Annotated in this window: 27 protein-coding genes, 1 tRNA gene and 1 pseudogene; 10 read left to right on the top strand and 19 right to left on the bottom strand. The window is 69.4% G+C overall.

What is annotated here, in order from left to right; genetic code table 11:
• Positions 1 to 7: 7 nt before the first annotated feature.
• The 3 genes from AB0N66_RS26460 to AB0N66_RS26450 are packed head-to-tail and all read right to left on the bottom strand — an operon-like array spanning position 8 to position 2529.
• Positions 8 to 595, bottom strand: a complete 588-nt coding sequence (locus tag AB0N66_RS26460) for a hydrolase (protein WP_365439509.1) — start codon at positions 593 to 595, stop codon at positions 8 to 10.
• Between the two features lie 2 nt (positions 596 to 597).
• Positions 598 to 2013: an MFS transporter gene (locus tag AB0N66_RS26455; RefSeq protein WP_365439507.1), complete on the bottom strand. Its 1416-nt coding sequence runs from the start codon at positions 2011 to 2013 to the stop codon at positions 598 to 600.
• 54 nt (positions 2014 to 2067) lie between these two features.
• Positions 2068 to 2529: a MarR family transcriptional regulator gene (locus tag AB0N66_RS26450; RefSeq protein WP_365439505.1), complete on the bottom strand. Its 462-nt coding sequence runs from the start codon at positions 2527 to 2529 to the stop codon at positions 2068 to 2070.
• 155 nt (positions 2530 to 2684) lie between these two features.
• Here AB0N66_RS26450 and AB0N66_RS26445 point away from each other — a divergent pair, with 155 nt between their 5' ends.
• From AB0N66_RS26445 to AB0N66_RS26430, 4 genes are all read left to right on the top strand, one after another.
• The gene (locus AB0N66_RS26445) at positions 2685 to 3290 is read left to right on the top strand and encodes a GPP34 family phosphoprotein (protein ID WP_365439503.1); all 606 of its coding nucleotides are present in this window, start codon (positions 2685 to 2687) and stop codon (positions 3288 to 3290) included.
• A 169-nt stretch (positions 3291 to 3459) separates the two neighbouring features.
• Positions 3460 to 3804: a HEAT repeat domain-containing protein gene (locus tag AB0N66_RS26440; protein ID WP_365439501.1), complete on the top strand. Its 345-nt coding sequence runs from the start codon at positions 3460 to 3462 to the stop codon at positions 3802 to 3804.
• A gap of 117 nt (positions 3805 to 3921) precedes the next feature.
• Positions 3922 to 4866: a Dyp-type peroxidase gene (locus tag AB0N66_RS26435; RefSeq protein WP_365439499.1), complete on the top strand. Its 945-nt coding sequence runs from the start codon at positions 3922 to 3924 to the stop codon at positions 4864 to 4866.
• A 115-nt stretch (positions 4867 to 4981) separates the two neighbouring features.
• Entirely contained in the window at positions 4982 to 5446 is a 465-nt protein-coding gene (locus AB0N66_RS26430) for a MarR family transcriptional regulator (protein WP_365439497.1), read from the top strand.
• A 59-nt stretch (positions 5447 to 5505) separates the two neighbouring features.
• Here the strand turns inward: AB0N66_RS26430 and AB0N66_RS26425 are convergent, their stop codons facing one another.
• The 4 genes from AB0N66_RS26425 to AB0N66_RS26410 all read right to left on the bottom strand — a co-directional run bounded on the left by AB0N66_RS26425 (position 5506) and on the right by AB0N66_RS26410 (position 9348).
• The gene (locus tag AB0N66_RS26425) at positions 5506 to 6246 is read right to left on the bottom strand and encodes a VOC family protein (protein ID WP_365439495.1); all 741 of its coding nucleotides are present in this window, start codon (positions 6244 to 6246) and stop codon (positions 5506 to 5508) included.
• 151 nt (positions 6247 to 6397) lie between these two features.
• Positions 6398 to 6712 (bottom strand): hypothetical protein, encoded by a 315-nt coding sequence (locus tag AB0N66_RS26420; RefSeq protein ID WP_365439493.1) that lies wholly within the window; start codon positions 6710 to 6712, stop codon positions 6398 to 6400.
• A 540-nt stretch (positions 6713 to 7252) separates the two neighbouring features.
• The gene (gene gap / locus AB0N66_RS26415) at positions 7253 to 8251 is read right to left on the bottom strand and encodes a type I glyceraldehyde-3-phosphate dehydrogenase (RefSeq protein WP_365439491.1); all 999 of its coding nucleotides are present in this window, start codon (positions 8249 to 8251) and stop codon (positions 7253 to 7255) included.
• A 104-nt stretch (positions 8252 to 8355) separates the two neighbouring features.
• Complete coding sequence (locus AB0N66_RS26410) at positions 8356 to 9348, bottom strand: helix-turn-helix domain-containing protein (protein ID WP_365439489.1); 993 nt, start codon at positions 9346 to 9348, stop codon at positions 8356 to 8358.
• 138 nt (positions 9349 to 9486) lie between these two features.
• Here AB0N66_RS26410 and AB0N66_RS26405 point away from each other — a divergent pair, with 138 nt between their 5' ends.
• The gene (locus AB0N66_RS26405) at positions 9487 to 9819 is read left to right on the top strand and encodes a hypothetical protein (RefSeq protein WP_365439487.1); all 333 of its coding nucleotides are present in this window, start codon (positions 9487 to 9489) and stop codon (positions 9817 to 9819) included.
• Between the two features lie 46 nt (positions 9820 to 9865).
• On the opposite strand, the gene AB0N66_RS26400 is transcribed toward AB0N66_RS26405, so the two are convergent.
• From AB0N66_RS26400 to AB0N66_RS26390, 3 genes and pseudogenes are all read right to left on the bottom strand, one after another.
• Positions 9866 to 10510 carry an AAA family ATPase gene (locus AB0N66_RS26400; protein ID WP_365439485.1) on the bottom strand — a complete coding sequence of 215 codons (645 nt, stop codon included), beginning with the start codon at positions 10508 to 10510 and terminating at the stop codon, positions 9866 to 9868.
• A 91-nt stretch (positions 10511 to 10601) separates the two neighbouring features.
• Positions 10602 to 10880 (bottom strand): annotated as a pseudogene (locus AB0N66_RS26395) (HD domain-containing protein); the annotation flags it as partial.
• Positions 10881 to 10926: 46 nt separating this feature from the next.
• Positions 10927 to 11001: transfer RNA gene (locus AB0N66_RS26390), tRNA-Val, on the bottom strand.
• A gap of 263 nt (positions 11002 to 11264) precedes the next feature.
• Here AB0N66_RS26390 and AB0N66_RS26385 point away from each other — a divergent pair.
• The 4 genes from AB0N66_RS26385 (at position 11265) to AB0N66_RS26370 (ending at position 14679) form a co-directional block, all read left to right on the top strand.
• Positions 11265 to 12059 carry a DUF4097 family beta strand repeat-containing protein gene (locus tag AB0N66_RS26385; RefSeq protein ID WP_365439483.1) on the top strand — a complete coding sequence of 265 codons (795 nt, stop codon included), beginning with the start codon at positions 11265 to 11267 and terminating at the stop codon, positions 12057 to 12059.
• 224 nt (positions 12060 to 12283) lie between these two features.
• Positions 12284 to 13576 (top strand): hypothetical protein, encoded by a 1293-nt coding sequence (locus AB0N66_RS26380; RefSeq protein WP_365439832.1) that lies wholly within the window; start codon positions 12284 to 12286, stop codon positions 13574 to 13576.
• Positions 13577 to 13841: 265 nt separating this feature from the next.
• On the top strand, positions 13842 to 14423 hold the full coding sequence (locus AB0N66_RS26375) for a DUF4383 domain-containing protein (protein ID WP_365439481.1): 582 nt from the start codon (positions 13842 to 13844) through the stop codon (positions 14421 to 14423).
• A 40-nt stretch (positions 14424 to 14463) separates the two neighbouring features.
• Complete coding sequence (locus AB0N66_RS26370) at positions 14464 to 14679, top strand: zinc ribbon domain-containing protein (RefSeq protein WP_365439479.1); 216 nt, start codon at positions 14464 to 14466, stop codon at positions 14677 to 14679.
• Positions 14680 to 14810: 131 nt separating this feature from the next.
• Here the strand turns inward: AB0N66_RS26370 and AB0N66_RS26365 are convergent, their stop codons facing one another.
• The 3 genes from AB0N66_RS26365 to AB0N66_RS26355 all read right to left on the bottom strand — a co-directional run bounded on the left by AB0N66_RS26365 (position 14811) and on the right by AB0N66_RS26355 (position 19417).
• Positions 14811 to 15686 (bottom strand): HAD family hydrolase, encoded by an 876-nt coding sequence (locus AB0N66_RS26365; protein ID WP_365439477.1) that lies wholly within the window; start codon positions 15684 to 15686, stop codon positions 14811 to 14813.
• Positions 15686 to 18151, bottom strand: coding sequence for a phosphoribosyltransferase (locus tag AB0N66_RS26360; RefSeq protein ID WP_365439475.1), 2466 nt, complete (start codon positions 18149 to 18151; stop codon positions 15686 to 15688). Before AB0N66_RS26360 ends, AB0N66_RS26365 begins: the two co-directional genes overlap by 1 nt.
• Positions 18152 to 18247: 96 nt before the next feature.
• The gene (locus AB0N66_RS26355; protein WP_365439473.1) at positions 18248 to 19417 is read right to left on the bottom strand and encodes an HpcH/HpaI aldolase/citrate lyase family protein; all 1170 of its coding nucleotides are present in this window, start codon (positions 19415 to 19417) and stop codon (positions 18248 to 18250) included.
• A gap of 188 nt (positions 19418 to 19605) precedes the next feature.
• On the opposite strand from AB0N66_RS26355, the gene AB0N66_RS26350 reads away from it, so the two are divergent.
• A complete protein-coding gene (locus AB0N66_RS26350; RefSeq protein WP_365439471.1) occupies positions 19606 to 20487 on the top strand; it encodes a TerD family protein in 882 nt (293 codons plus the stop codon).
• Positions 20488 to 20549: 62 nt separating this feature from the next.
• Here AB0N66_RS26350 and AB0N66_RS26345 read toward each other — a convergent pair whose 3' ends face one another.
• The 6 genes from AB0N66_RS26345 to AB0N66_RS26320 form a co-directional block, all read right to left on the bottom strand.
• On the bottom strand, positions 20550 to 21287 hold the full coding sequence (locus tag AB0N66_RS26345) for a Tellurium resistance (protein ID WP_365439469.1): 738 nt from the start codon (positions 21285 to 21287) through the stop codon (positions 20550 to 20552).
• A gap of 121 nt (positions 21288 to 21408) precedes the next feature.
• Positions 21409 to 22557 (bottom strand): DUF475 domain-containing protein, encoded by a 1149-nt coding sequence (locus tag AB0N66_RS26340; protein WP_365439468.1) that lies wholly within the window; start codon positions 22555 to 22557, stop codon positions 21409 to 21411.
• A 174-nt stretch (positions 22558 to 22731) separates the two neighbouring features.
• Positions 22732 to 22872 (bottom strand): hypothetical protein, encoded by a 141-nt coding sequence (locus AB0N66_RS26335; RefSeq protein ID WP_365439466.1) that lies wholly within the window; start codon positions 22870 to 22872, stop codon positions 22732 to 22734.
• 163 nt (positions 22873 to 23035) lie between these two features.
• On the bottom strand, positions 23036 to 23611 hold the full coding sequence (locus tag AB0N66_RS26330; RefSeq protein WP_365439464.1) for a TerD family protein: 576 nt from the start codon (positions 23609 to 23611) through the stop codon (positions 23036 to 23038).
• Positions 23612 to 23709: 98 nt separating this feature from the next.
• Complete coding sequence (locus AB0N66_RS26325; RefSeq protein WP_365439462.1) at positions 23710 to 24285, bottom strand: TerD family protein; 576 nt, start codon at positions 24283 to 24285, stop codon at positions 23710 to 23712.
• Positions 24286 to 24397: 112 nt separating this feature from the next.
• Entirely contained in the window at positions 24398 to 24856 is a 459-nt protein-coding gene (locus AB0N66_RS26320) for a peroxiredoxin (RefSeq protein WP_365439460.1), read from the bottom strand.
• Between the last annotated feature and the right edge of the window lie 317 nt (positions 24857 to 25173).

Genomic DNA, 25173 nt, shown 5'->3' with positions numbered 1-25173 from the left:
CGGGGGGTCAGGGGCGGGTCTTCGCCAGCAGCTCGATGACCTCGGCCGTCGTCCCCGTCTCGCCGAGGCGGGGGAAGATCCGCTCGACGCTGTTGCGGTGGGTGTCGGCGTCGAGGTCGGACATGGCATCGGTGGCGAGGGTGACGTGGTAGCCGTGTTCGTGGGCGGCGCGGGCGCTGGACTCCACGCCGATGCTGGTGGCGATGCCGCCCAGCACGATCTGGGTGATCCCCCGGCGGCGCAGGTGCAGGTCGAGGTCGGTGCCGTGGAAGGCGCCCCAGTTCCGCTTGATGACGGTGATGTCCTCGGGGTGCCCGGCCAGCTCGTCGACGATGACGTCCCAGCCCTCCGGCCAGGTGCGGGCGTGGCTGCCGCCGTCGATGCGGCCGGGCACGGCGTCCGCCCCGTCCGCGGCGAAGGTGACCCGTACGAGGATCACCGGGAGGCCGTGGCCGCGGAAGGCGTCGGCGAGTTCGCCCGCGCGCTCCACGACCTCGGCGGCGGGGTACGGGGCGAGGGCGGGGTTCCCGACGACCCCGTTCTGCAGGTCGATGAGGACGAGCGCGGTACGGGGGTCGAGCGTGCTGAGAGCCATGATCAGGAGGCCTTTCCGGAAACGGGGGTGACGGGGGTGATGGTGCGGAGGGAACGGTCCAGGAGGGTCACCGCCAGGAGCAGCACGGCTCCGGCGAGCATGAACAGGGCCAGGCCGTGCAGCCCGTGGGTGTCGGCGCCGTGGGCGAAGAAGGTCGCGGTGGCGGCGGAGGCGCCCATCGCGCCGAGGTAGGTGAAGGTGCGCAGCAGTCCGGCGGCGGAGCCGATGCGTGCGGGGTCGGCCTGCCGGTAGAGGGCGTTCTGGTTGGCGAGGCCGAGGAGGCCCTGCGGTACGCCCATGAGGACGCCGACGGCGGCGAGCAGCCAGACGGGGCTGCCGGAGCCCACCACCAGCAGCAGCGAACAGGCGGCGATCTGTACGAGGCCGCCGACGACGAGCTTGGCGCGGACGTCCTCACGCCGTCCGGTGGCAGCCGAGACGGCCAGCGCGCTCAACGACAGCGGCAGCAGGAGCAGTCCGGCGGCGGACGCGTGCAGCCCGCCGCCCTCCTCCAGCCACTGCGGGAACCCGTACAGGAACCCGTAGACGGCGGTGAAGCTCAGGAACTGGCGCAGGAAGGTGGCCAGCATGGGCAGGTTGCCGCCGAGCACCCGCAGATCGATGAAGGGCTCCGCGACGCGCAGTTCCCGCAGCACGAACCCCGCTCCCGCGGCGGCCGTCAGCCCGAGCAGATACAGATCGGCGATCCCCGGGTTCATCAGGAACACCATCAGCGAGACGAGCATCGCGGCGAACAGGACCATGCCCACAAGATCCACGGCCTGCTTCGTACGCGGTGTCCGGTACCGGTGCTTCGGCAGCCGCAGCGCCCCGAGCACCAGACAGGCCAGCGACAGCGGGACATTGACGGTGAAGATGACGCGCCAGCCACCCGCGCCGATGAGCAGTCCGCCCAGGGTGGGGCCGATGGCGACGACGGTCTGGTTGGCGACCGAGAGCGCGGTCAGAACACCGGCCGGGCTCTCCATCCCGGTGCGCTCGGCCTCGCTCCGGGTCAGGTACATGGACGCGGGATACGCGGCCGACGTACCGAATCCGAGCAGCACCCGGGCGGCGATCAGCACGCCGAGGGACGGGGCGAAGGCGCCCAGCAGTCCGGCGACGCCCACCAGTGCCGTGCCGATGAGGTAGAGACGACGGGGTCCGTGCGTGTCGACCAGCCGCCCGATGACGGGCTGACCGACGGCGGTCGCGAGGTAGAGCGCGGAGACAAGCCATGCCGTCTCCGAGGCCGGCGCCCCGAAGGCGGCCGCGATCGGCACCAACGCCACCGCGATCATCGAGGAGTTGACCGGGTTGAGGATGGACCCGAGGATCATCGGGGCGATCAGCCGCCGGTCGAAGCCGGCGGGGGCCGCGCGCGGCGGCCTGGCGGAGCGGGTGAGCTTCGGTATCACGGGCGGGTGAGCCGTTCCGGTACGTTCACGGGCGGGTGAGCCGTTCCAGTACGTTCACGGGCGGGTGAGCCGTTCCAGTACGGCCATCGCGTCGACGACGGTCTGCCGTTCGGCCTCCGTGCAGCGGTCCTGGAAGGCCCGGGCCAGCCACTCCTCGCGGGCCTGCCGGGTGCCCTCGACGCGCTCGCGACCGGCGACGGTCAGTGTGACGAGCTGGCGCCGGCCGTCCGACGGGTCCGGGTTGCGCTCGATGAACCCCTGCTCGTCGAGCGCGGCGAGCGTGGCGGCCATCGACTGCGGGCGGACCCCTTCGGCCGTCGCCAGCGCACTGGCCGTGGCTGCCCCGCTCTTGCTCACCAGCGTGAGTGCGGACACCTGCGAAGGCGTGAGGTCCTCCGACTCGGAGACCTCCCTGATCCGCCGCCGCAGCCGGCTGAACGCCACGCGCAGATCTTGGGCGGCACGGGCGGCGGACCCGGAGATCCCCTCGGCGCCCTCGATGTCGTCATCGTCCATGCGACCAAGCTAATTCCTTCAGGCCAGACTGTCCAGTTTGGACTGAACAGCCTTTCCTGAAGAATCCCTCTCCGGCGCGACCTCATGCGGCCCCCTGATGCCGACCCTCCCCTCGGCGACGTATCGTCACCGATGTCTCAGACATGGAGCCCAAAATGACCACACCGCGGGACCTGTTGATCATCACCATGGACGTCGCGTCCAGCCGTCCCGCCGAGCAGGGCGACCTGTCGCTGGCCCTCGCGGGAGCGGAACTGGTCGACCTCCTCGGCGCCCAGGCCCTCACCCTGGACGACGACCGCATCGTGCCCGGCCCGCAAGTGGCCGTGGACGATCACCTGCTGGACGAGGCCGCGTCGTCGCTCCTCCGGCAGCAGCCGTACGAATCCGTCGAGGACTGGCTGTGGCGCCGGGGCCGTGATCTGTCCTCGGCCTATCTCGCCGCCCTGGGGACGGACGTACAGGTCACCCCCCGACGCCACCGGTGGATTCCCGGCCGGACCGACAAAACAGAGCTGACCGACTCACCGGACCGTCGCCAGGCGACCGACCGCTGGACCTCGGGCGAGCCCGTCCTCACCGCCCTCGCGGCCGCCGTGGGCATCCAGGACGAGCAGCCCGAAGAGGCCACCAGCATCACCGACGACGCGATCGCGACCGTACTGGCAGCCGTCCACGACTCCATCACGGAACTGGAAGCCGTACGCCAACGGCGACGCGTCGAGGACGCGGCCTACGACAACATCTGGCGAGGCATGTGAATCGCTCGGCCCACGAGCCGGGCGGCCCCGACGACCGGCTCGGAGCGGCGGTTCACACGGGGGACGCCGAGGCGGTGCGCGCCCTGCTGGAACCCGCAGCCCCGCCGCCAGGGCGGCACTGCTCACCCTCACGCGCGACCCGGACACCCAGGTTCGGCTCAGCGCGTGCATGGCGGCCTCGCGGGACGACGACCTCCGCCCTGACATCACCCGGGCGCTGCTCCTGCTGGCCGAGGATCCGGATGCCGAGACGCGGGGTGCGGCCGTGTCGACACTGGCCGAGTTCCAGGATCTGGCGCCGGCCGTCGCCGATGGCCTGGCGGGATTGCTCGACGACGACTATCTCCTCGTACGCCTGGCAGCCGCCTACGGTCTCGCCCGCCGCGACGATCCACGCACTGCCGAGGCCATCGAGCGACTGGGGCGTCTGCCTGCCGGCTACGAGCACGACCACCGGCTCAGCACGCTGTGGCGGTGGAGTTGGCAGAAGGAGAACCCGGGCGGCGCGTGGTGACGGACACCGTCGGGGCCCGTTCCCGCGCGGTTTTCTCCCGGACCGATCAGGATGGCAGGTGGGACCGGCGGCGGCGCCCAGCACAGACCCTTCCGCATCTCATGAGGAGGCCGGCTCGTGGTTGAGTCGCAGGCCGTGATCGTCTCACCGGCCAGAGCCACTGTATTTCTGGTGGTGACCCTTACGCCGGGCCACGAGGACACGGTCCGAGATCTGCTGGAAGACTTCTCGGGCCTGCGGCGTTCGGTTGCCTACCGCGCACCCGACGACGAGCTCACCTGTGTCGTCGGCATCGGATCGGCCGCGTGGGACCGCCTGTTCAGCGGGCCGCGCCCACGGGAGCTGCATCCGTTCGTGGAGTTGGCCGGTGACCGTCACCGGGCCCCGTCCACGCCTGGCGACCTCTTGTTCCACGTGCGGGCCCGTCGTATGGACCTCTGCTTCGAACTGGCCCGGCTGATCGCGGAACGGCTGAGCGGCGCGGTCACGGTGGTCGACGAAGTGCATGCCTTCAAGTACTTCGACGAGCGCGACCTGCTCGGCTTCGTCGACGGCAGCGAGAACCCCGAAGGCGGGACGGCGGTCGAAGCCGTGTTCATCGGCGACGAGGACCACGCCTTCAAGGGCGGCAGCTACGTGATCATCCAGAAGTACCTGCACGACCTGACGGCGTGGAACGCCCTGCCGTCGAACGAGCAGGAGAAGGTCATCGGGCGGACCAAGCTGGCCAACATCGAACTCCCCGACGAGGTCAAGCCCGTCGACTCGCACGTGGCGCTGAACGTCATCACCGACGAGGACGGCAACGAACTCAAGATCGTGCGGGAGAACATGCCCTTCGGCACCGTCGGCGACGGCGAGTTCGGCACGTACTTCATCGGCTACGCCCGTACTCCGGAGGTGACCGAACGGATGCTGAGGAACATGTTCGTCGGCGACCGACCGGGCGTGCACGATCGCATCCTCGACTTCTCGACCGCGCTCACCGGATGCCTCTTCCACGTACCGACGGAAACCTTCCTCGACGACCTTCCCGCCGCTCCCGGCGAAGGCATCACCTGATCGCATGGCGCGGCACGTTGGCCGACGCTCAGCGATCTGCCCCACAGCCTTGCTCTCAACTTAACTTCAGGTTCTACGGTGCTTGCGTCAGCGACCATCCACAGGGGAGCCACGCATGACGACACAGCACCTCTCGGACGCCGAGCTCGTCGCCCAGCCGGCCGCGTACTGGACCGGAGTGGCCTACGAAGCCCTCATCGCGTTCACCCGTGCCCGGCAGGCCGAACACGGCTTCACCCAGCCCCAGTTCTGGCTGCTGCGCAATCTGTCGAAGAACGACCTCTCACTCGACGGCCACGGAATGACCGTTCCCGAACTCCAGCAGGCCATGAGTTCCTACCTCAGGCCCGAGGACGATCTGTCGGCCGAGGCGGAGGTCCTCCTGGAGCACGACCGGCTCACCCGCGACAGCGAGGGCCGGCTGTGGATCACCGAGGCGGGGGACGCGGCTCGTGCCGACTTCAAGCAGCATGCCCCGGCGATCCGCGCCCACATCCACCAGGGCATCGACGATGCCGACTACGTCACCACCCTGAAAGTGCTCCAGCAGATGATCCGGAACGCCGGCGGCGCTTGCTGAAAGCCACTCCGGGCGCCCCTGGATGGCCTCACGCGCCTGGGCGTCGTCGAGGCTCCGCGTCAGGACCGGGCGAGGACGCAGAACTCGTGGCCCTCCGGGTCGGCCAGGCACGTCCACGGCACGTCGCCCTGGCCGATGTCGAGGTCGGTGGCGCCGAGGGCCCGCAGCCGTGCCACCTCCGCCTCTTTGTCGTCACCAGGGCCCGGCAACAGGTCGAGATGGACGCGGTCCGGCACGGTCTTCACGCCGGGCACGCGGAGGAACTCGAAATACGGGCCGACGCCTTTGGCGGAGCGAAACACCGCATGATCGTCAGTCGCCTCGTGCAGGGTCCAGTCGATCGCCGCGCCCCAGAACCGGGCCATGACCCGCGGATCCTCACAGTCGATCACCACCGTGGCGATCGGCCCGGTGTCCCGGTAGACCTCCCGAGGCTCCAGCACACAGAACTCATTGCCCTCCGGGTCGGCGAGGACCGTCCACGGCACATCACCCTGGCCCACGTCGGCGGGCGTCGCACCGAGACCCTGAAGGCGCGCGACCAACTCCGCCTGATGGGCCACAGAGGTGCTGGCGAGATCGATGTGCACACGGTTCTTTGTTGTCGTCTTGCCTTCCGGGACAGCGATGACATCGACGCAGATGCCGACCGGGTCCAGCCAGTCGAAGCCGGCGGGCTTGACGCCGGTCGCGCCGGGTTCCGAGCTGGAAACACCCCAGCCGAGCGCCTCCCCCCAGAACCGGCCGACCGCCGAGTCATCAACAGCCTTTACGTTCACCTGAACAGGTCGCAGAGCCATGCCGGCGATCCTATGCACCCGCTCTGCGAAGACATCCGCGCCTTCGCCAAACAGAGATCAACTCGCTCACCGGCTGTCCTGTGACAGGGAAGGCTGAGCGCGTGCCATCGACGCTTGCTCGATGGCCGAGCCTCGATCAACGGCCGTCAATTCAATCGATGATGAAGGCTGGTAGACGCTGTTTCTCCACGTCGTCGCGAGGAAGCAAGAGACCGAATCGCGCCTCTATGAGCGACAGCGTGTGGCGGTCCCGGTCACGGTGGGGTTCGTCTTCCGGTCGGGCGTACTCGCCGTCCGGGTACAACACGCCGGCCGCAATCAGCTCCGGCAGCAGCAGGTTCGGCTGGTCCCCCCATCGCCAGACTTCTTCGCCAATTCCGAAACCACAGACGTCTGCCCCGTCCCGCGCGTAGGAGAACATCGCGGGCGGATGGTCCGGGGCAGGATCCAGATGGATCGCCTCCACGCCGTTTCGGGAGATCTCGGCCAGCCTGCGTCCCCGTCGCCCAGACCGTATTCAACGGCGAATGACCAACCACCGCACGCGCCGACCCGCACAACGTCATCATCATCCGTCGCCAGGTCCAGGACCATGTGCCATGCCTCTGTGTCCGTGATCGGTGACACGACGGATCCCGGCACGCCCCCCATCCGCAGCCCCAGCTCCTCCGGCGCGATGCCCCGCGCGAACACCACGCCGTGCCGCCAGTCGTCCTGATCTACAAGCCACTGAATTCCGCCACCCATGACGCCCCCCTCACAGGCACAGGCGGTCCCTCCAACTGTGCCCACCGAAGGGATCACCCTAGCCACGGGAACTGACAAGCCCATGTACGAACACTGCTCGCCCCAACGGACTGACCTGGGGCGATCAACCTTCGCTGTCACGAAATGCTGTGCCGGGAAGCAACTGGCTGAGCGCTCCAGTTGGCCCGGCCGGCCAACTGGAGCCTGTCCGTGGAAGTGCTGGGCACGCTGCCTCCGCCGGAGGGCCGCCCCGGTCCCCTCAGCCGGTGGCGAGGAGTTCGAGCGTATCGATCACGCGGTTCGAGAAGCCCCACTCGTTGTCGTACCAGGCGACCACCTTGATGTGGCGGCCGTCGACGCGGGTGAGAGCCGAGTCGAAGATGGCTGAGGCGGGGTTGCCCGTGATGTCGGACGACACGAGCGGGTCGTCCGAGTACTCGAGTACGCCGGCGAGCGGCCCCTCAGCCGCGGCGCGGTACGCCGCCAGCACGTCCTCGCGCGTCACGTCGCGGGCGACGGTCGTGTTGAGTTCGACGATCGATCCCACCGGAACCGGCACGCGGATCGAGTCGCCCGACAGCTTGCCCTCAAGGTTCGGCAGCACGAGGCCGATCGCCTTGGCGGCGCCTGTCGTGGTCGGCACGATGTTGACGGCGGCGGCGCGGGCGCGGCGGGCGTCGCGGTGCGGGCCGTCCTGGAGGTTCTGCTCCTGCGTGTAGGCGTGCACCGTCGTCATGAAGCCGTGCTCGATGCCGGCAAGATCGTCGAGCACCTTGGCCAGCGGGGCAAGGGCGTTGGTCGTGCACGAGGCGTTCGAGACGATCGTGTGCACGGCCGGGTCGTACGCGTCGGTGTTGACCCCGAACGCGAGCGTGACATCGGCGCCGTCCGCCGGCGCGCTGACGAGTACCCGCTTCGCGCCCGCGTCGATGTGGGCGCGGGCGGCCTTGGCCGACGTGAAGCGGCCGGTCGCCTCAAGCACGATGTCGACGCCGAGCTCGGCCCACGGCAGCTGCGCCGGTTCGCGCTCGGCGAGCACGGTGATGCGACGGCCGTCCACCACGAGGGCGTCCCCGTCGACGACCACCGGGCGGCCGAGCCGGCCCGCCGTCGTGTCGTAGGCGAGCAGCCGCGCGAGGGTGGCGGGCTCCGTGAGGTCATTGACGGCGACGACCTCGATGTCGCTGTCGCGTTCGAGCAGTGCACGCAGCACATTGCGTCCGATGCGGCCGAATCCGTTGATGGCAATGCGAGTCATGAGTGGTGTCCCTTCGGGTTCGCCATCAGGTTCTCGCGCGGCATCAGCCGGTGACAGTGGCGTGATCGCCACGGTCCGAAAGGATCGCGCCACGTGGAGGTGGACTACTCGCCCTTGGCGAAGGTGCGCCGGTACTCGCTCGGCGTGGTGTCGAGGATGCGCTGGAAGTGCAGCCGCAGATTCGCACCGGTGCCGAGACCGACGTCGGCGGCGATCTGCTCGACACCCCGCTGCGAACGCTCCAGCAGCTCGCGGGCCACGTCGATGCGGGCGCGCATGACCCACTGCATCGGCGTGTACCCCGTGTCTTCGACGAAGCGTCGCGAGAACGTGCGCGGCGACACCGCCGCATGCCGGGCGAGCACTTCAAGGGTGAGGGGCTCACCGAGCCGGTGCAGCGCCCACTCCCGGGTGGCGGCGAACCGCTCGTCGAGCGACTCGGGCACACTGCGCGGCACGTACTGCGCCTGACCGCCGCTGCGGTAGGGGGCCGCGACCAGCCGCCGGGCCGCGTGGTTCGACGCGGACACCCCCAGATCGCTGCGCAGAATATGCAGGCACAGGTCGATGCCCGAGGCGGCGCCGGCCGACGTCAGCACACTGCCCTCGTCGACGAACAACACGTTCTCGTCGACCTGAACGAGCGGACGCTTCGCCGCGAGTGCCCGCGCGTAATGCCAGTGCGTCGTGGCGCGCTTCCCGTCGAGCAGGCCCGTGGCGGCGAGCGCGAAGGCACCCGTCGAGATGGCGGCGAGCCGCGCGCCCCGGTCATGGGCCGCGATCAGCGCATCGACGACGGCCTGCGGCGGGTCGTCGCGGTCCGGGAACCGGTAGCCGGGGACGAAGACGATGTCGGCCCACTCAAGTGCGTCGAGGCCGTGAGCGACGTAGTACGACAGGCCGTCGCCGCCGGTCACAAGACCGGGCGCCGCGCCGCACACCCGCACCTCGTACGGCATGCTCGCGCGGGTCGTGAACACCTGCGCAGGAATACCGACATCGAGAGGCTTCGCACCCTCGAGCACGAGGACGGCAACGTGATGCAGGGGTGAGGCTGGCACGGGGACGAGGGTACGCGGGGGAGGCAGGGGGTACATCGGCCCAGTTCCAAGGCCGCGCGGGTCCGCCGGAACTGTGTCGACATGGGCGCGGACAGCGCAGGACAGTCCCACCCGTTCGCGTGAAGTCCCGGAAGGAACTCGCATCCCAAAATCGAACAGGCGTACCATTGCCGCGTGGCTGCGACCTATGACTTTCCGAGTGACCTCCTGGCCGGCCAGGAGGAGCTGCATCAGGTCCGGGCCGAGCTACTGGCCCTGCTGAAGCGACTCCCCTGGTCGGTCGAACCGCTGGACGGCTTCAGCGACGCCAACGGCTGGCGCAAGGTGGAACGGCCCGCCTCCCCCGGCTGGACCTCCGACGAGCAGGCCGAAGTGGAGAAGCTCCGCCGGCGAGAGCGCGAGCTCGCCGTGTTCGTGACCTGCCACCGCTTCTGGTCGGAGGTCACCCCCGCGGAAACGGTCGCCGCCCGCGCGAGCCTGAAGCACACTCAGCAGGACCCGGCGTGAACCCGACGGTTCAGTCGAGCGCGACGGCTCAGCCGAACCCGACGGCTCAGTCCGCCCTCAGCACGGTCCGAAGAGGCTGAGGCATACGAAGCGTCCGCCGGAGCGTCTCGAAGGCGGTGGGGCGCGGGCGGTCCGCCAGGAAGTCCCGTACCCGAAGAGCGCACTCCCGCGGATTGTGAAGACTGGTGTCGACGTCGAGATCGTGCAGTTCGTGGGAGTGCACCTCGCCGTACTGCATGGCGGCCAGTCCCGGCTGCCGGTCCCCGCGCTCGCTCTCCCGGCGCTCCAGCTCGGGCAGCGGACACCTGACCCCGACCAGCACCGTGTCCTCGGGCACGAGCAGACCGAGAAGATCGAGCAGCCGCCAACGACGGCTCAGCGGATGATCGACGACGAGATTGTTGCCGCCGGCCGCCATGCCCGCGACGGAACGGTGGAATCCCTTGGCCGTGCGGTCGATCTCCGCCTGAAGATCCTCGTCGGCTATCTCGCTACCGCCGCGCATCGAATGAAAGGCGTCCACCGGCATGTGGAACCACGTCCCGTCGAGGACGTCGAGGAGCTCCCGGGCGATGCTGCTCTTCCCCGAACTGGACGTGCCGTTGAGCAGAATGACGGTGCCCCCGGCCACGGTGTCGGGGATACGCGCGTGGTCCAGGTCCGCGGTACCCGGAGCCGCCTCGGTCGTCATGGTGTCGCCTTTCCCTCTGCCCGTCTCACCGCCGTACAGCCATGATCTCGAACCGGACGGGCCGGAGAACACCGGTTAGTTCCGCACCGAAGCCCTGGGCCAGCAACAGTTCACGCCCGGCCTCTTCGTGCGCGGAGCCGGGCCCGGACAGTTCATCGAGGTGTTCCGTCTTACCTATGTCATGCGTGGCCGCCCCGAAGAGCACGGCCTCGCGGTCGAAGCCCAGCGCCGGCTGCCACTCCTCCACCCGGTCGACGAGTTGGTACGCGACATCGTGAACGGCTCGCAGGTGGGCCGCGAGACGCGGAGGGGCGCCGAGACTCCGCAGAAGCTCCGCCACGTGAGGTGGGAAAAAGCCCAAGGCCCAGATCTCCGGGTTCGTACCCCGCTGACCTGGGCCTTGCTTGTCCTGAGACTGGTGGGCGCGGACGGTTTCGAACCGCCGACATCCGCCTTGTAAGGGCGGCGCTCTACCACTGAGCTACGCGCCCAGGACGAGCCGTCAGCCTACATTGCCCGGGGGGATGCCCTGCAAACCCGTATCCGGGGACCGGTTCAGGGACCAGTCCCCGGCCCGGTTCAAGGACCGGTGCCTGACGAGCCCGCGACCGGTACGGGGGTTACCCCTACCCCTGATCCGGGAGCCGCCCGGATCCCCCCGCGGCCCGCGGATCCGTACGTTCGAAGAGCGTCGGAAGAGCAGGTGCCCCAGAGGCCCGGCGCACGTTGCCGTACTTCGCAGGGGGAGATCTTCATGGCTCGCACCGTACGTACCCGTACTCGCTCGACGCGTACCCGCACGGTGGCCGTCACCGGCGCCGTGGCCGTCGTGGCGCTGCTCGCCGCCGGGTGCGGTGCCAGTGCCGGGGACGACAAGGAGCCCGAGCACCGGTCCTTCGCCCTGAACGGCCGCACGCTCACCGTCGACTCCGACGACTCCGCGCTCGACCTCGTCGTGGCGGACTCGGACACGGCCGACAAGGTCGAGGTCACCCGCTGGTTCCAGGGCAGCGTCGTCGTCGGCGAGGACCCCAAGGTGACCTGGAAGATGGCGGACGACCGGCTGGTGCTGCGGCTGAAGTGCTCGGGCGTGGTCGCCGACTGCTCGGCCAGGCACCGGATCGTGGTGCCGCGCGGCGTCGCCGTCACCGTGAAGAACGAGGACGGAAGCGTGAGCGCGCAGGGGTTCAAGGACGCGCTGAGCATCCGTACGGCGGACGGATCCGTCCGGGTGAGGGACTCCGCCGGGCCGCTGGACCTGCGTACCGCCGACGGATCCATCCATGCGGACGGCGTCGACTCGCGGCGCGTCCAGGCGCGCACCCAGGACGGCTCCGTACGGCTCGACCTCGACGCCGTACCGGACCTCGTGGAGTCCCGCACCGAGGACGGCTCTGTCACGATCGCGCTGCCTCAGGAGACGTACCGGGTGACGACGGAGACCGGGGACGGCTCGGTGGATGTGTCGGTGCCCCGGGACGACACCAGTTCGCATGTGGTGTCCGCCCACACCAGCGATGGGAAGATCACGGTGCGAACCGCGAACTAACCAGCCCGTGTGTTCGTCCTTAACGGGTGGGAGAATGACACCGGCAGGGCGGGACCACCACACGGGAGAGGGATGTGACGGCGACACCTTCACAGCCGTACACGGCGTCTGTGCCATGCGCGCAGGCAGAAGGTGGTCGGCCTACGGGCTCCGGGGAGGGCCGCACCTTCGGTTTCGGTTTCCCGTACGCCATCTCGTACGCCGCTCGTGACGCCCTGACCCTCATGGCCCTGCCGCTGCTCGTCGCGCTCGCGCTGCCCGCGGCCTTCGCGGGCGGCGGCACCCGGCGCTGGTTCGGCGGGCGAGCCGAGGGCCAGCGGGCCGAGGCACAGGCCGCGAAGGACGCCGCCGCGGCCGCCTTCTACGAACTCGACACCGCCCAGCGCGACCTGCGGATCTCGATAGAGACCATCACGGCCGTCGACGCCTCCCCGCCGGCCCGCCGCGCCGTCTCCGACTTCGAGGCGCTGGGAAGGCGCATCGACGAGGCCAGCCAGCAGTACATCACCGCCGTCGACGCCCACGATCTCGACCGGGACGAGCTGGAGGCCTCGGTCGCCGCACAGGCCCGTACCGAGCTGACCGCCGCCAAGGACGAGCTGGGCCGGGTGAAAGCGGAGCTGGACCGGTTCGAGCGGGGGCTCGGGCCGCTGCTCGGCAAAGCCGAGACGCAGCTCGCCCGGCTCGCCCCGTCCGTCGAGCGCGCCCGCCAGGCCCTGCTGGCCGCCTCGAACGCGCTGGACGGCGTACGGGGGTCGGGGCTCAAGGCCGACGACCTCGCCGCCCGGCTGGCCGCCCTCGGCCCCGAACTCACCAAGCTCAACCAGGGCGCCGGGCAGCACGGCGTGCCGGAGACGCTGGAGCGCGCCGAGCGGGTCTCGAAGGAGGCCGAGGCGGTGCGGGCGGAGGCGGCGGGGCTTCCCGAGCGGGCCGCCGAGATCGACCACCGGCTGGTCTCGCTGCGTACCCGCGCGCAGGCCCTGACCACGCGATCCGGGCAGGTGGAGCCGGTGCTGAGCGAGCTGCGGCGCCGGTTCTCGGCCGAGTGCTGGCAGGACCTTCAGCACGTGCCGGAGCAGGCCGCGGAGAGCGTGCGGCAGGCCGAGCTGAAGCTTAAAGAGGCGCGGACCGCGCGCGACGAGCAGCGCTGGCCGGACGCGACCTCCCTGCTGTCGACGGTTCGGGCGCTGCTCAACAACACCGACGAGGCGGTCTCGGCGGCGGGCGACCGGCTGCGGCGGCTGAACGCGGTGGCGAAGAACCCGCAGGAGGAGATCGACCGCACCCGCTTCGCCATCCGTGACGCCCAGCGCCTCGCCATGGCGGGCCGCAACACCCCCGACCCGCGCCAGGCCCGCCCCCTCGACGAGGCGGTGGCCCGCCTGGAGCGCGCCATCACTTCGCTGGAGGGCCGCCACCCGGACTACTGGCACTTCCTGACCGAGACCGAGGCGGTACGGCAGACGGTGGCACGGGTGGTCTCGCAGATCCGCGAGGAGCGCGGCGGAGGGGCCTGAACACCGGTACGGCTCCGGGGTGGCGGGGCCTGAACAACCGGGTACGGCTGCGGGGGCGGCGGGGCGTGAACAACGCGGTACGGCCGCAGGGGCGGCTGGCGTGAACACACGGTACGGCCGCAGGGGCGGCGGGACCCGAACACGCCGTACGGCCCCAGGGGCGGCGAGGCTGGACACCCCCACCGCTCCGAAGGTGGCGGTTCAGGTTCCCCGGGCGGATGCTGAAGGTACGTACGGCCTCCGCTAACAGCGTGAGGAGGCGGACATGGCCACACACGTACTTCGCCCGGGAACCAGGCGGCGCATCAACCTCGACGAGCAGCTGCCCGTCGATCACCGTCTCAGCACCGTCTACCGGATCGGCGCGGGCCTGATGGGCCTCGTACTGCTCGCGTTCGGCATCCTGGGCCTCATCGACAAGGTCGGCTTCTTCGACACCCGCGGGGACCAGGTCGCGGGGCTGAGCACCAACGGCGCGCTCAGCGTGCTGTCGATCTGCGTCGGGCTGCTCCTGTTCGCGGGGATGGTGATCGGCGGGAACTTCGCCTCCACCCTCAACATGGTCCTCGGCGTCCTCTTCATCCTCAGCGGCTTCGTGAACCTGGCGCTGCTCGACACCGGCTCCAACTTCCTCGCCTTCCGCATCCAGAACGTGCTGTTCAGCTTTGTCGTGGGCGTCATGCTGATGTTCTTCGGGATGTACGGAAGGGTCGGCTCGGCCCTGCCCCACGACAACCCGTACTGGAAGGCCCGCCATCCTGAGCAGCAGGAACACGAGCAGCGCCTGCGGGCCAAGGCCCACGCACTCGCCCTCCAGCGGGCCGGCCGACGCGAGCTGCGCAGGTGACCCTCGTCGGCGGCACCGGGCGCCCGCTAACCTGTGCCCCATGCCTCGCTACGAGTACCGCTGCCGGACCTGCGGCGACACGTTCGAAAAGAGCCGCCCGATGGCGGAGTCCTCCGCACCCGCGGCCTGCCCCGCCGGTCATGACGACACGGTGAAGCTTCTGTCGACGGTCGCGGTGGGCGGTTCGGCCTCCGCGCCGGCGTCCGCCCCGGGCGGTGGCGGTGGCGGCTGCTGCGGTGGGGGCTGCTGCGGCTGAGCTACAGCTGTTTCGCCCCCGCCGCCCCTACCCGTCCCATCCCTGGGGCTCCGCCCCAGACCCCGTGGGGTTGTCTGGCTTGTCTTTTGGCTGCGCGACGGTGGGGGCTTGTCGCGCAGTTCCCCGCGCCCCTAAGAGGGGCGTTCGCACCCACTCAACAACTCCCGCAATATCCGCTCCCCCGCCGCAACCCCGAACTCCGGAAGCGCCGTGACCGTGGGCGCCGTCCAACCGGCCTCCGCCAGTTCCCCGTGTCCCGGGCGCCATCCCCGGTCGGCGGCGAGCAGGAGGTCGGCGTCGAGGAGAGAGTCGCCCGCCGCCAGGGTGAGCGTCGCGCCCGTGCGCCGGGCGACCTCGTACATCGCCGCGCTCTTGGTGAGCGGCTTCGGCACGGCGTAGATCTTGCGGCCCTGGAGGGACACGGTCCAGCCGCGGTTCTCGGCCCAGACGGCGAGTTCCTTGACCCAGTCCTCAGGGAGCAGTTCGCGCTCGACGACGAGGTAGGCGAACAGGTCCTCGGCGACACGGTGTTTGCGGACCCAGGCCGGGTCGGCGGTGGCCTCCATGTGCTCGCGTACCTCGGTGAGGGAGGCGCACTCGCTCGCCAGCCGGGCGGTGACCGTCGCGTGCCAGTCGGGGTCGGACACGCCGTCGACGAGCAGGTGCCCGCCGTTGGCACAGATCGCGTACTTCGGGGCGGGGCCCGGCAGGCTGATGCGCTGGTACTGCTTGCGGGTGCGGGTCGTGGTGGGGACGAAGTCCGCCACCACGCCGAGTTCGGCCAGCAGCGCGGCCGCGGTCTCCGTCATGTACGACAACGGCTTGCTCTCGTGCACCTCGACGCAGAGCAGCCGGGGCGCCTCCGCGTCCGGCATGGTCAGCGCGAGGGCGGCGGCGGAGTAGATGAGCGTGCGGTCGAGGTCGCTGGCGACGAGCACCTTGGGCGAGACCGTCGCGGAAGCCCCGGAGGTCCCGGAAGACGCAGAAGTCGCAGAAGACTCGGACATCAGACCGTCACCGCCTTGCCGTCGGCACCCGTCGCACCGCGGGTGAACTTCGGGTGGATCAACCCCACGCAGGTGTACGGGAGTTCGGCGACCTCCTCGACAGGTACCCCACGCTGTTCGGCGAGCAGCCGTACGTGGTCGAGGTCGGCGCCCGCTCCGGCCCGGGCCAGGATCTTCCAGGGGACGCGGCGCAGCAGCACCCGCGTGGTCTCGCCGACGCCCGGCTTGACGAGGTTCACGTCGTGGATCCCGTACTCCTCGCTGATCCGCTCGACCGCCCCCCAGCCTTCCCAGGTGGGCGTGCGGTCGCCGGCGAGCAGCTCCTTGGCCTGGGCGCAGGCCGCGTCGGCGACGTCGGCGAACCGGGCGGCGACGGCGTCCAGGAAGTCGACGGAGACATCGGATCCTGCGAGTTCGCGGTAGAACTTCGCGCCGTGGAAGTCGTGCTCGCCGACGAGGTCGGAGCGCAGGACCGTGCGCGAAATCAGGCCGGACACCGTCGAGTTGAGGCAGGCGGACGGAATCAGGAAGTCCTCGCGGGTGCCGTACGTCCGTACGCACGAGCCCGGGTCGGCGAGCACCGCGATCTCCGGGTCGAAGCCGGTGACGCCCTCAGCCTCCTCGAACTCCCGTATCGCGTCGGCGAGTTCGCGGGTGATCGCGCCCTTGCCTGTCCAGCCGTCGACGAACACGACGTCGGCGGGGTCGTGGTGGGCGGCCAGCCAGCGCAGCGCGTTGGCGTCGATGCCGCGGCCCCGGACGATGGAGACGGCGTAGTGCGGGAGGTCGAGGCCGTGCCGGTACTGGGCCCAGCGGCGCATCAGGACGCCGACCGGGGTGCCTGCGCGGGCCAGCGACACCAGCACCGGGCGCGGTGACCGCTCGGCGAGCACCAGCTCGGTGACCGCGCCGACGGCCTGCGCGATCCGGGCGGCCGAGGTGTCGAGCGCCGCGTGGAACAGCTCCTGGTAATGGGCGCTCGGCTGGTACTCGACCGGCAGCGACTCCGCGTAGTGCGCCCCGCCGCTCTGGATGGCCTCCTCACGCTCCTCGGTCGGCGCCTCCAGCGTCACGTCCGAGAGGTCCTGCAGCAGCCAGCCGACGTCTTCCGGTGCGTACGAGGAGAAGGCTGGGCCGCGGAGGGGCTCGGGGAGCATGGAGGGCCTTTCGGTGGACGGCCGTGCGGGGACGTACGAAGGGACGACGGCGAGCAGGACGTTCGGCGTGTGCGCGGCGAGCTGCGCCAACAGGCCGTCCACGGCGTGCAGTTCAGGGGTGTCGGCGGTGGAGTCGACGACGGCGACCACTGCGTCGAAACCGGCCCCTGCGACGTTGTAGGCGTAACGCTCGCCGGGGCCGTCGTCCGGGTTGTCGTGGGCGGGGAAGACGAGCCGGCTGCGTATCGCGTAGCCGGGGTCGTCGAGGGCGAGCACCGGGGACCGGGTGGTCGTGGAGTAGCGCACCTCGGCGGCCACGACCTGCTCCAGCTCGCGGGCCAGCCGCAGCGGCGCGTACATCAGCTCCTCGAAGCCGAGTACGAGCACCCGCCGGGCGTCGTCGGGCAGCGCGCCGGCGACCCGCGCGGCGAGGGCGGGCAGCGCGCCGTCCAGGCGTATTCGCTGGCCGGGCACGAACCCGTGCCGCCCGCCGTCGGGAACGCCACGCGGCCAGCCGAGCTCGACTCGGGCGACCTTCCCGGCCCGCGAGCGGGCAAGTGCCGCGAGTGCCGCGGGCCCTGCTGACGCCGCGAGCGCCGCCGCCTCCTGCTCGGCGACCAGCGCCTGCCCCTTCTCCAGCACCCCCTCGGGAAGCTTCACCGTCCCCGACGCCGCCGTCACCAGGTCCACCCGCGCGCCGATCTCCCGCGCGAACTCGTCCAGGCGCCCCATGTCGGCGGCGGACCGCATGTCGACCAGGGCGACGACCACGTACCGCTCACGCGGGTAGCGGGCGTGCAGGTCGCGGATGGTGTTGAGGACCGTGTTGCCGGTGGAGAACTCGTCGTCGACGAGGACCAGCGGGCCGGAGCCGGCGAGGAGGTCCGGGTTCTCGGGGAGGAGCAGATGCGAGGTGGCGTGCGAGTGGGACTCCTCGAAGCCGCCCGCGCTGGCGACGCCGGGAACGGCTCGGCGGGTGGAGTGCAGGTAGGGCGCGAGGCCCACGCCGTCCGCGACGCAGTGGCCGAGCCCGGTGGCCGTCTCGGCATAGCCGAGGACCACCGCGGCACGGCACTCCTCGGCGCCCAGCAGGTCCCGCACGCGCCGGCCGAGCGCGATTCCGTACCCGTACACCACGGACGGCGACTGCGGCACATGCTTGCCGAGCACGTTCGACACGAGCAGATGCGCCCGCTTGGGGTTGCGCCGCAGCGCGAGCCCCAGCAGATCGCTCAGCTTCTCGTCCCCGACCAGCTCGACACCGAGCCGCTCAGCGACCCAGGTCCCCGTCCACACCACGTTGCTCATCAATTCCCATCGGTATCGGTAAAGGTCACTACGGCTGGTCGGGCCGCTCAGGTCTCAGCCGGGAAGTCCGGCCCGAGTCAGGAAGGAAGCCCGGCCTCAGTCGGGAAGCCCCGCGGCCAGCAGCTCCACGAAGCCGATGTCCTCGTTGGCGACGCCGAAGACCTCGGCGCGCTGAAGGGTGCGCTCGGCCCAGGCGCGGTGCGGCTTCACCTCGTTCATCTTGTTCGTGTACGCCGACCGCAGGACGCCTCCGCCGCAGCGCTCGGGCCGCAGGATGTCCTGCGCGTCGCTGTACTCCTCGTGGCTGACCACGGACAGCGCGTGCACGGCCGGCACGTGCGAGGGGTGGATGCAGGTCTTGCCGAGCAGGCCGTTGGCGCGGTCGAGGGCGATCTCGCGCAGCAGCCCGTCCAGATCGTGTTCGATGAGCGACTGGCGCAGTCCCTCGACCTCGCCCGCCTGGAAGGGGCTGCGGCGAAGCTGCGGCTTGAACATGCGTTCCTGGACGCGGAAGTACTCCCACACGGGCCCGGTCACCGTGAAGCCGGTGCCGTCGGCCCGCCCGAGCACGTTCACCACGTCGGCGATCACGGAGGCGACGATCTGGACGTCGTACGCGGTCATGTCGGGCGCCCTGCGCAGTCCGTACGCCGAGCAGAAGTCGGTGACGCCGAGGCGCAGGGCGAGGACGCGGTCGCGGTACTTGGTGACCGTGCGGTGGATGCCCTCCAGGGTCTCCCTGCGGGTCTCCAGGTGCAGCAGGCCGGGCGATTCGAGGACCGGCATGGCGAAGAGGCGCCGCCCGCTCGCGTTCTCGGCCGCCGTGAGCGCCTCCAGGAAGGGGACGCCCCGCTCCTCGGTGAACTTCGGCAGTACGAATCCGGACAGCAGCCGCACCGCCGGGCCGAACCGCTGGACGAGGTCCGGGATCTGCTCGGGTTCACGGACTCGTACGAAGAGCAGCGGCAGCTCGGAGGTTTCCGGCCGTCCTGCGAGGTCGGTGAACTGCCGGACCAGGTTCTCCTCGGCGCCCACGACCTCGGCGTCGTCGATCGAGTCCTCCAGGCACAGCACCATGGAGACCACTCCGCGCCCGGCCTGCTTGACGATGTCGTCGGCCAGCTGCGGCCTGGTCGCGGGGCTGTAGAGGGTGGCTCCGAGGGCCGCCGCGAGCACATGCGCCGGTGATTCGGCGGTGAAGAGGCTCGGCTCCCGGTAGAAGAGGCGCTGCCGCTCTTCCGGGGCGATATGACCGAAATGACGCATGAAACTCCCCGTGGCAGCTAGGCGGCCGGATCTGATGTGGCCGGTAATAGTACGTATAGATCAATGTCAAGGGTTCCCACCGGGCATGAAGTTCTGGTAACTCAGCCATGTCGACTGTTCGCCGATCCCGGCCGGGGATCTTCACCCCCGCGTTGTCCTGACCAGGCCCCAGAGGGCAGGATGACCGCATGACGCACGCGATGCTGAAGGGGTCGAACGTCCCGCTGGACGCCACAGCGGTGCGCGCGGTGCTGCGCTGGGCGCCCGGACAGGGTGTCCCGGACGTGGATGCCTCGGCACTGCTCCTCGGCCACGACGGTCGTGTGCGATCCGACGAGGACTTCGTCTTCTACAACCAGCCCCGCCACCCCTCGGGCAAGGTCAGACTGCTCGGCAAGAAACGCGGAACCGAGGGCCTTACCGACACCATCCAGACGGATCTGTCGGGTGTCGAGTCCGCTGTCGGACAGATTCTGCTGGTCGCATCGGCCGAGGACGTCACCTTCGACCGCGTACGGGGCTTGCGCATCCTGCTGTACGACGCGTCCCTCGCGGACTCCGAACCGCTGGCGTACTTCGACATCAAGCCGGAGACCGGCACCGAGACGGCACTGATCTGTGGCGAACTGTACCGGCGCGACGGGGGCTGGAAGTTCCGGGCGCTGGGCGAGGGCTACTCGGAGGGCCTGCAGGGGCTGGCGAGCGACTACGGGATCCTGGTGGACGAAACGGAGGCCGCCGCCCCGCTGACGGACCCCATGCCCCACTCCCCGGCTTGGTCCGCGCCCGCCGCCGCCCCCGAGACCTCCGTACCCCTGCCGCCCGAGCTGCCGCCCGCCCCGGTGCCGCAGCAGCCCGCGTACGGCTACCCCGGGCCCCAGGCGGCGCCGGCGGCGGCCCAGCCCTCGTACGGCTATCCACAGCCGTCCAGCCAGCCCGCCTACGGTTACCCGGGGCCCCAGACCGCGCCGGCCGCGGCGCCCGCGTACGGCTTCCCGCAGGCGGTCGGCACCCTGCCGGACCCGGACTTCAAACTGCCGCCGCAGGGGCCGCAGTTCATCGGGCGCTGACGCCCGCCCGGCAGACATCCGCCTTGTAAGGGCGGCGCTCGGCGGTCGCCGTACGCCCGCAGTCAGCGGGCGGCCTTGGACTTGTACCCCCGCCCCCACTGCAGTCCCCAGCCGTACAGCCGGTCGAGTTCGGCCTGGAAGCCGTACACGAACCTCACCTCGCGGCGCACGATCAGCTCGCCCTTGATGTTCTCGATCATCACGACCGCGCAGGAACGGGCTTGCGGATGGCGTTCGTCGAGGCTGATCTCGACGCGTGGGCCATTGCTCGGGAAGAGCGTGACGATGGCGTGCGTACGGTCGAAGGCGGGGGTCTGGTCGTAGATGTAGACGAAGACCAGGAGTCGCTGGATTTCGTCGCGGTGGTCGAGGTTGACGTAGATCGTCTCGCCGGACGCCGAGCCGAAGCGGTCGTCGCCGCTGAGTTTGACGTACGGCGGGCCGTTGAGTTCGCCGAAGAAGCTGCCCAGCGGCTGGACGACGCCCTTGGAGCCGTCCTTGAGTTCGTACATGACGCCGAGGTCGAGGTCGACGTTGACCATGCTCTGGGTGTGCGCCTGGACCACTTCCGGCTTGAACATGCGGAAGGGATGGCGCAGCAGGCTGCCGCGTTGCGGCCCGCCTATGTCGGAAGTGCGCATCCGCCAGGACAGGTTGATGCGCAGGTTGCCGGTGGCCGCGCCCTGCTTGGTGAGTGAGACCGTGCGGTTCCGCTTGGTCAGCTCGATGGAGTTGCTGGCCGCGCTGCCCGAGTCGAAGTCCGCCGAGCGCCCGCGCCACAGGTCCTGCCAAATACCCATTCCCGCCCCCACGTTCCCTCGATATGCCCGCGGGGCGGCCGCGAGGACTCGTCCTCGCGGCCGCCCCGTTCAGAGCGTTCCTCAACCAGGCCCGGGTCACACCCCGGAACCCGGACCGGGGTCAGACCCCGGACGAGACCTCGGCCTTGTCGTCCGAGCTCTCACCTTTTCCCTCGGCCGCTGCCAGCGCGTTGTTGCGGCGCACGGAGGACCAGAAGGACCAGGCGATCAGGACGACACCGGTGAGGCCGGTGATGAACTCGTTGATCTCGAAACGGATGGTGACGAGCAGGATCGCCGCGAGGGCGCCGATCGCGTAGTGCGCGCCGTGCTCCAGGTAGACGTAGTCGTCGAGGGTGCCCTGGCGAACCAGGTAGACCGTGAGCGAGCGGACGTACATGGCACCGATGCCGAGGCCGAGCGCCATCAGGATGATGTCGTTCGTGACGGCGAAGGCGCCGATGACACCGTCGAAGGAGAAGGACGCGTCCAGGACTTCCAGGTAGAGGAACATGAAGAACGCGGCCTTGCCTGCGAGGGCCACCGCGGAGACCGGATTGCCCTCGCGCTTGGCCTCTTCCTCGGCCTCGTGCTCGCGCTCCTCTTCCTCCTCCAGCCGGTTCTCGAAGAAGCCGGAGAGTCCGCCGACGATCAGGTACGTGATGAGACCGCCGACGCCGGAGAGCAGGACCGTCTCCGCCTTGTTGACGTGGATGCCACCGTGCTGGTGGGCGTGCGAGGCGAAGTACAGCGCGGAGAGCAGCAGGACGATCAGCGCGATGCAGACCGACAGCATGTCGACCTTGCCGAGCTTGGCCAGCGGGCGCTCGATCCAGCCGAGCCACTTGATGTCACGGTCCTCGAAAATGAAGTCGAGGAAGATCATCAGCAGGAACATACCGCCGAAGGCCGCGATCGCCGGGTGCGCGTCGGTGACCAGTTGCTGGTAGCGGTCCGCATCGTTCAGCGCCAGGTCGACGGCGTCGATGGGGTTGAGCGACGCGGTGATCGCCACGATCACGACGGGGAAGACAAGCCGCATTCCGAAGACGGCGATCAGAACACCGACGGTGAGGAAGATCTTTTGCCAGAACGGGCTCATCTTCTTCAGGATTCCGGCGTTGACCACCGCGTTGTCGAAGGACAGCGAGATCTCGAGGATGGAAAGGATCAGTACGATCCCGAACGCCGTCCATCCGTCGATCAACACCGCTGCGACCAAGCCGAGCGCGGTGACCGCGAACGACCAGCCGAAGGTTTTCAGGACCACTGGCTACCCAATCGTGAGTTGGGGGGCTACCCCCGGACGAAGTCCAGAGAGGGATTTACCCCCCGCCGTACTCGGCTTTACGAAACATTGACCCAAAGTCTAGAGGTCGACTCTCCGGACGAGAGGGCCGGGCCCATCCCATCCGGAGATTCGCAGGTCGAGAGGGTTGAACGCCTAGTGACGCACCTTCAGCCCCTCGAAGACCACGAGAAACGGGGAGATGTAGCCGGAAGCTTCCACGGGGGTGGCCTCACCGGCCACGACCAGGACGACACCGGCGGCCAGAGCAGCGCAGTACATCAGCGCACTGCTCACGGGGCCGAGGCGCTGTGACGATTGCTGGGGTTCACTTGGCATAATGAACGGACTCCCGCCCTTCCGAGGTCGGCGAGCTCCCGGAGGGCCACCCGCCTCGTTTCCAGGCGCAGCAGGTGGCTCTCCGTCGTCTTCGCCGGGGCCACTCTGCGTAGAGCACCCTTTACGAAACGTTGACTCCGAAGTCTAGAGCGATGCCGCGCAAGCCTGACGCGTACCCCTGCCCCACTGCACGGAACTTCCACTCGGCTCCGTAGCGGTACACCTCGCCGAAGATCATCGCCGTTTCCGTGGAAGCGTCCTCGGACAGGTCGTAGCGGGCGAGCTCCTGGCCGTCGGCCTGGTTGACGACCCGGATGAAAGCATTGCTGACCTGGCCGAAGGTCTGGCCGCGGTTGTCGGCGTCATGGATCGAGACCGGGAAGACGATCTTGTCCACATTGGCCGGAACCTTGGAGAGGTCGATCAGGAGCGACTCGTCGTCGCCGTCGCCCTCGCCCGTGAGGTTGTCACCGGTGTGCTCCACCGAACCGTCGGGGCTCTTGAGCTGGTTGTAGAAAACGAACCACTCATCGCCGAGCACCCGGCCGGAGTTGCACAGCAGTGCGCTGGCGTCCAGGTCGAAGTCGGCTCCGGTGGTGGATCGCGCGTCCCAGCCGAGCCCGATCAACACCTGCGTGAGGTTGGGTGCGGCCTTCGAGAGGGAGACATTGCCCCCCTTGGCGAGTGTGACGCCCATGATCTGGTCCTCCCCGAGGTCATACGTTGGGTTGCCGAGCGCGTCCGGCGCCGCACGTGAAGTGTGCGGCGCCGGACGGATGTGCCAAAGGCTTTTACTCAGACGTTGACGCCGAAGTCCTGCGCGATGCCGCGCAGGCCCGAGGCGTAGCCCTGGCCGATGGCACGGAACTTCCACTCCGCGCCGTGCCGGTAGAGCTCGCCGAAGACCATGGCGGTCTCCGTCGAGGCGTCCTCGGACAGGTCGTAGCGCGCGATCTCCGCCCCGCCGGCCTGGTTCACCACGCGAATGAACGCGTTGCGGACCTGACCGAAGGACTGCTGGCGGTTCTCGGCGTCGTAGATCGAGACCGGGAAGACGATCTTCTCGATGTCGGCCGGGACGCCGGCGAGGTTGACCTTGATCTGCTCGTCGTCGCCCTCGCCCTCACCGGTGGTGTTGTCACCGGTGTGCTCGACCGAGCCGTCCGGGCTCTTCAGGTTGTTGAAGAACACGAAGTTGGCGTCACTGCTGACCTTGCCGTCCGTGTTCGTGAGGATGGCGCTGGCGTCGAGGTCGAAGTCGGTGCCGGTGGTGGTGCGGATGTCCCACCCCAGACCGATGATGACCGCGGTCAGTCCCGGGGCCTCCTTCGACAGCGATACGTTGCCGCCCTTGCTGAGGCTGACTCCCACGAGTCCTCCATTGGTGTCCAGGGGCGGGATGCCCCGACTGCGTTCGGTATCGGATCAACGAGTCGATCCTAGTGACGGGTTCCCGCACCCTGCATGGCTTGGGACCGAACAATCACAGGGTGTCGAGTGCCTTGACGTACTCGTTCAGGTCTCGCGCGTCCGGCAGGGCGTTGACGACGGTCCAGCGGACGACGCCCTCCTTGTCGATGATGAACGTGCCGCGCACCGCGCAGCCCTTGTCCTCGTCGAAGACGCCGTACGCGCGCGAAGTGTTGCCGTGCGGCCAGAAGTCGGAGAGCAGCGGGTACTCCAGGCCCTCCTGCTCGGCGAAGACGCGCAGGGTGTGGATGGAGTCGTTGGAGACGGCCAGCAGCTGGGTGTCACGGTCGGTGAACTGCGGCAGGTTGTCGCGCAGGGAGCAGAGCTCGCCGGTGCACACGCCGGTGAAGGCGAACGGGTAGAAGAGCAGCACCACGTTCTTCTCGCCGCGGAAGTCGGACAGCCGCACGGTGGCGCCGTGGTTGTCCTTGAGCTCGAAGTCCAGGGCCTTGGTGCCGACCTCGATCGCCATTTCTGCTCCTTGTGTGGGAATCCCGGCCTTCGGGCCGGGCGGGAAGCTCATCCTGGGCGCCGGAACCGCGAAGCGGCGCATCAGGCTTCGTGTCTGCCTCCGGCAGCGGTCAGGGCTTGGCCGTCATGAAACTCCTCGGAGTTCAGTGAGAAGCCCCCTCGTTCACGAGGGGGAGGAGTCACATTCACACGCTTCCCTTCCAGGGAGCCGTTCGAGTGAGACCACCCTACGGAGCGGTCACCGCGCCCCGTCAGGGAGTCCGATACATAAAACGCCGGACCGGGCTGAGAGTCTCAGCCCGGTCCGGCGTTTTATGA

The sequence above is a fragment of the Streptomyces sp. NPDC093544 genome, from assembly GCF_040683495.1.
Classification (GTDB): Bacteria; Actinomycetota; Actinomycetes; order Streptomycetales; family Streptomycetaceae; genus Streptomyces.
This window is presented reverse-complemented; position numbering and strand designations above follow the sequence as displayed.

Excerpts from the sequence above, each read along its gene's own strand:
- AB0N66_RS26365 (WP_365439477.1), bottom strand. The coding sequence starts at position 15,686 with ATGTCCGAGTCTTCTGCGACTTCTGCGTCTTCCGGGACCTCCGGGGCT.
- AB0N66_RS26380 (WP_365439832.1), top strand. The coding sequence starts at position 12,284 with ATGGCCCTGCCGCTGCTCGTCGCGCTCGCGCTGCCCGCGGCCTTCGCG.
- AB0N66_RS26410 (WP_365439489.1), bottom strand. The coding sequence starts at position 9,348 with ATGTACCCCCTGCCTCCCCCGCGTACCCTCGTCCCCGTGCCAGCCTCA.
- AB0N66_RS26350 (WP_365439471.1), top strand. The coding sequence starts at position 19,606 with ATGACGCACGCGATGCTGAAGGGGTCGAACGTCCCGCTGGACGCCACA.
- AB0N66_RS26440 (WP_365439501.1), top strand. The coding sequence starts at position 3,460 with ATGGCGGCCTCGCGGGACGACGACCTCCGCCCTGACATCACCCGGGCG.
- gap (WP_365439491.1), bottom strand. The coding sequence starts at position 8,251 with ATGACTCGCATTGCCATCAACGGATTCGGCCGCATCGGACGCAATGTG.
- AB0N66_RS26360 (WP_365439475.1), bottom strand. The coding sequence starts at position 18,151 with ATGAGCAACGTGGTGTGGACGGGGACCTGGGTCGCTGAGCGGCTCGGT.
- AB0N66_RS26430 (WP_365439497.1), top strand. The coding sequence starts at position 4,982 with ATGACGACACAGCACCTCTCGGACGCCGAGCTCGTCGCCCAGCCGGCC.
- AB0N66_RS26425 (WP_365439495.1), bottom strand. The coding sequence starts at position 6,246 with ATGGCTCTGCGACCTGTTCAGGTGAACGTAAAGGCTGTTGATGACTCG.
- AB0N66_RS26460 (WP_365439509.1), bottom strand. The coding sequence starts at position 595 with ATGGCTCTCAGCACGCTCGACCCCCGTACCGCGCTCGTCCTCATCGAC.
- AB0N66_RS26445 (WP_365439503.1), top strand. The coding sequence starts at position 2,685 with ATGACCACACCGCGGGACCTGTTGATCATCACCATGGACGTCGCGTCC.
- AB0N66_RS26370 (WP_365439479.1), top strand. The coding sequence starts at position 14,464 with ATGCCTCGCTACGAGTACCGCTGCCGGACCTGCGGCGACACGTTCGAA.
- AB0N66_RS26345 (WP_365439469.1), bottom strand. The coding sequence starts at position 21,287 with ATGGGTATTTGGCAGGACCTGTGGCGCGGGCGCTCGGCGGACTTCGAC.
- AB0N66_RS26355 (WP_365439473.1), bottom strand. The coding sequence starts at position 19,417 with ATGCGTCATTTCGGTCATATCGCCCCGGAAGAGCGGCAGCGCCTCTTC.
- AB0N66_RS26330 (WP_365439464.1), bottom strand. The coding sequence starts at position 23,611 with ATGGGCGTCACACTCGCCAAGGGGGGCAATGTCTCCCTCTCGAAGGCC.
- AB0N66_RS26375 (WP_365439481.1), top strand. The coding sequence starts at position 13,842 with ATGGCCACACACGTACTTCGCCCGGGAACCAGGCGGCGCATCAACCTC.
- AB0N66_RS26450 (WP_365439505.1), bottom strand. The coding sequence starts at position 2,529 with ATGGACGATGACGACATCGAGGGCGCCGAGGGGATCTCCGGGTCCGCC.
- AB0N66_RS26400 (WP_365439485.1), bottom strand. The coding sequence starts at position 10,510 with ATGACGACCGAGGCGGCTCCGGGTACCGCGGACCTGGACCACGCGCGT.
- AB0N66_RS26320 (WP_365439460.1), bottom strand. The coding sequence starts at position 24,856 with ATGGCGATCGAGGTCGGCACCAAGGCCCTGGACTTCGAGCTCAAGGAC.
- AB0N66_RS26385 (WP_365439483.1), top strand. The coding sequence starts at position 11,265 with ATGGCTCGCACCGTACGTACCCGTACTCGCTCGACGCGTACCCGCACG.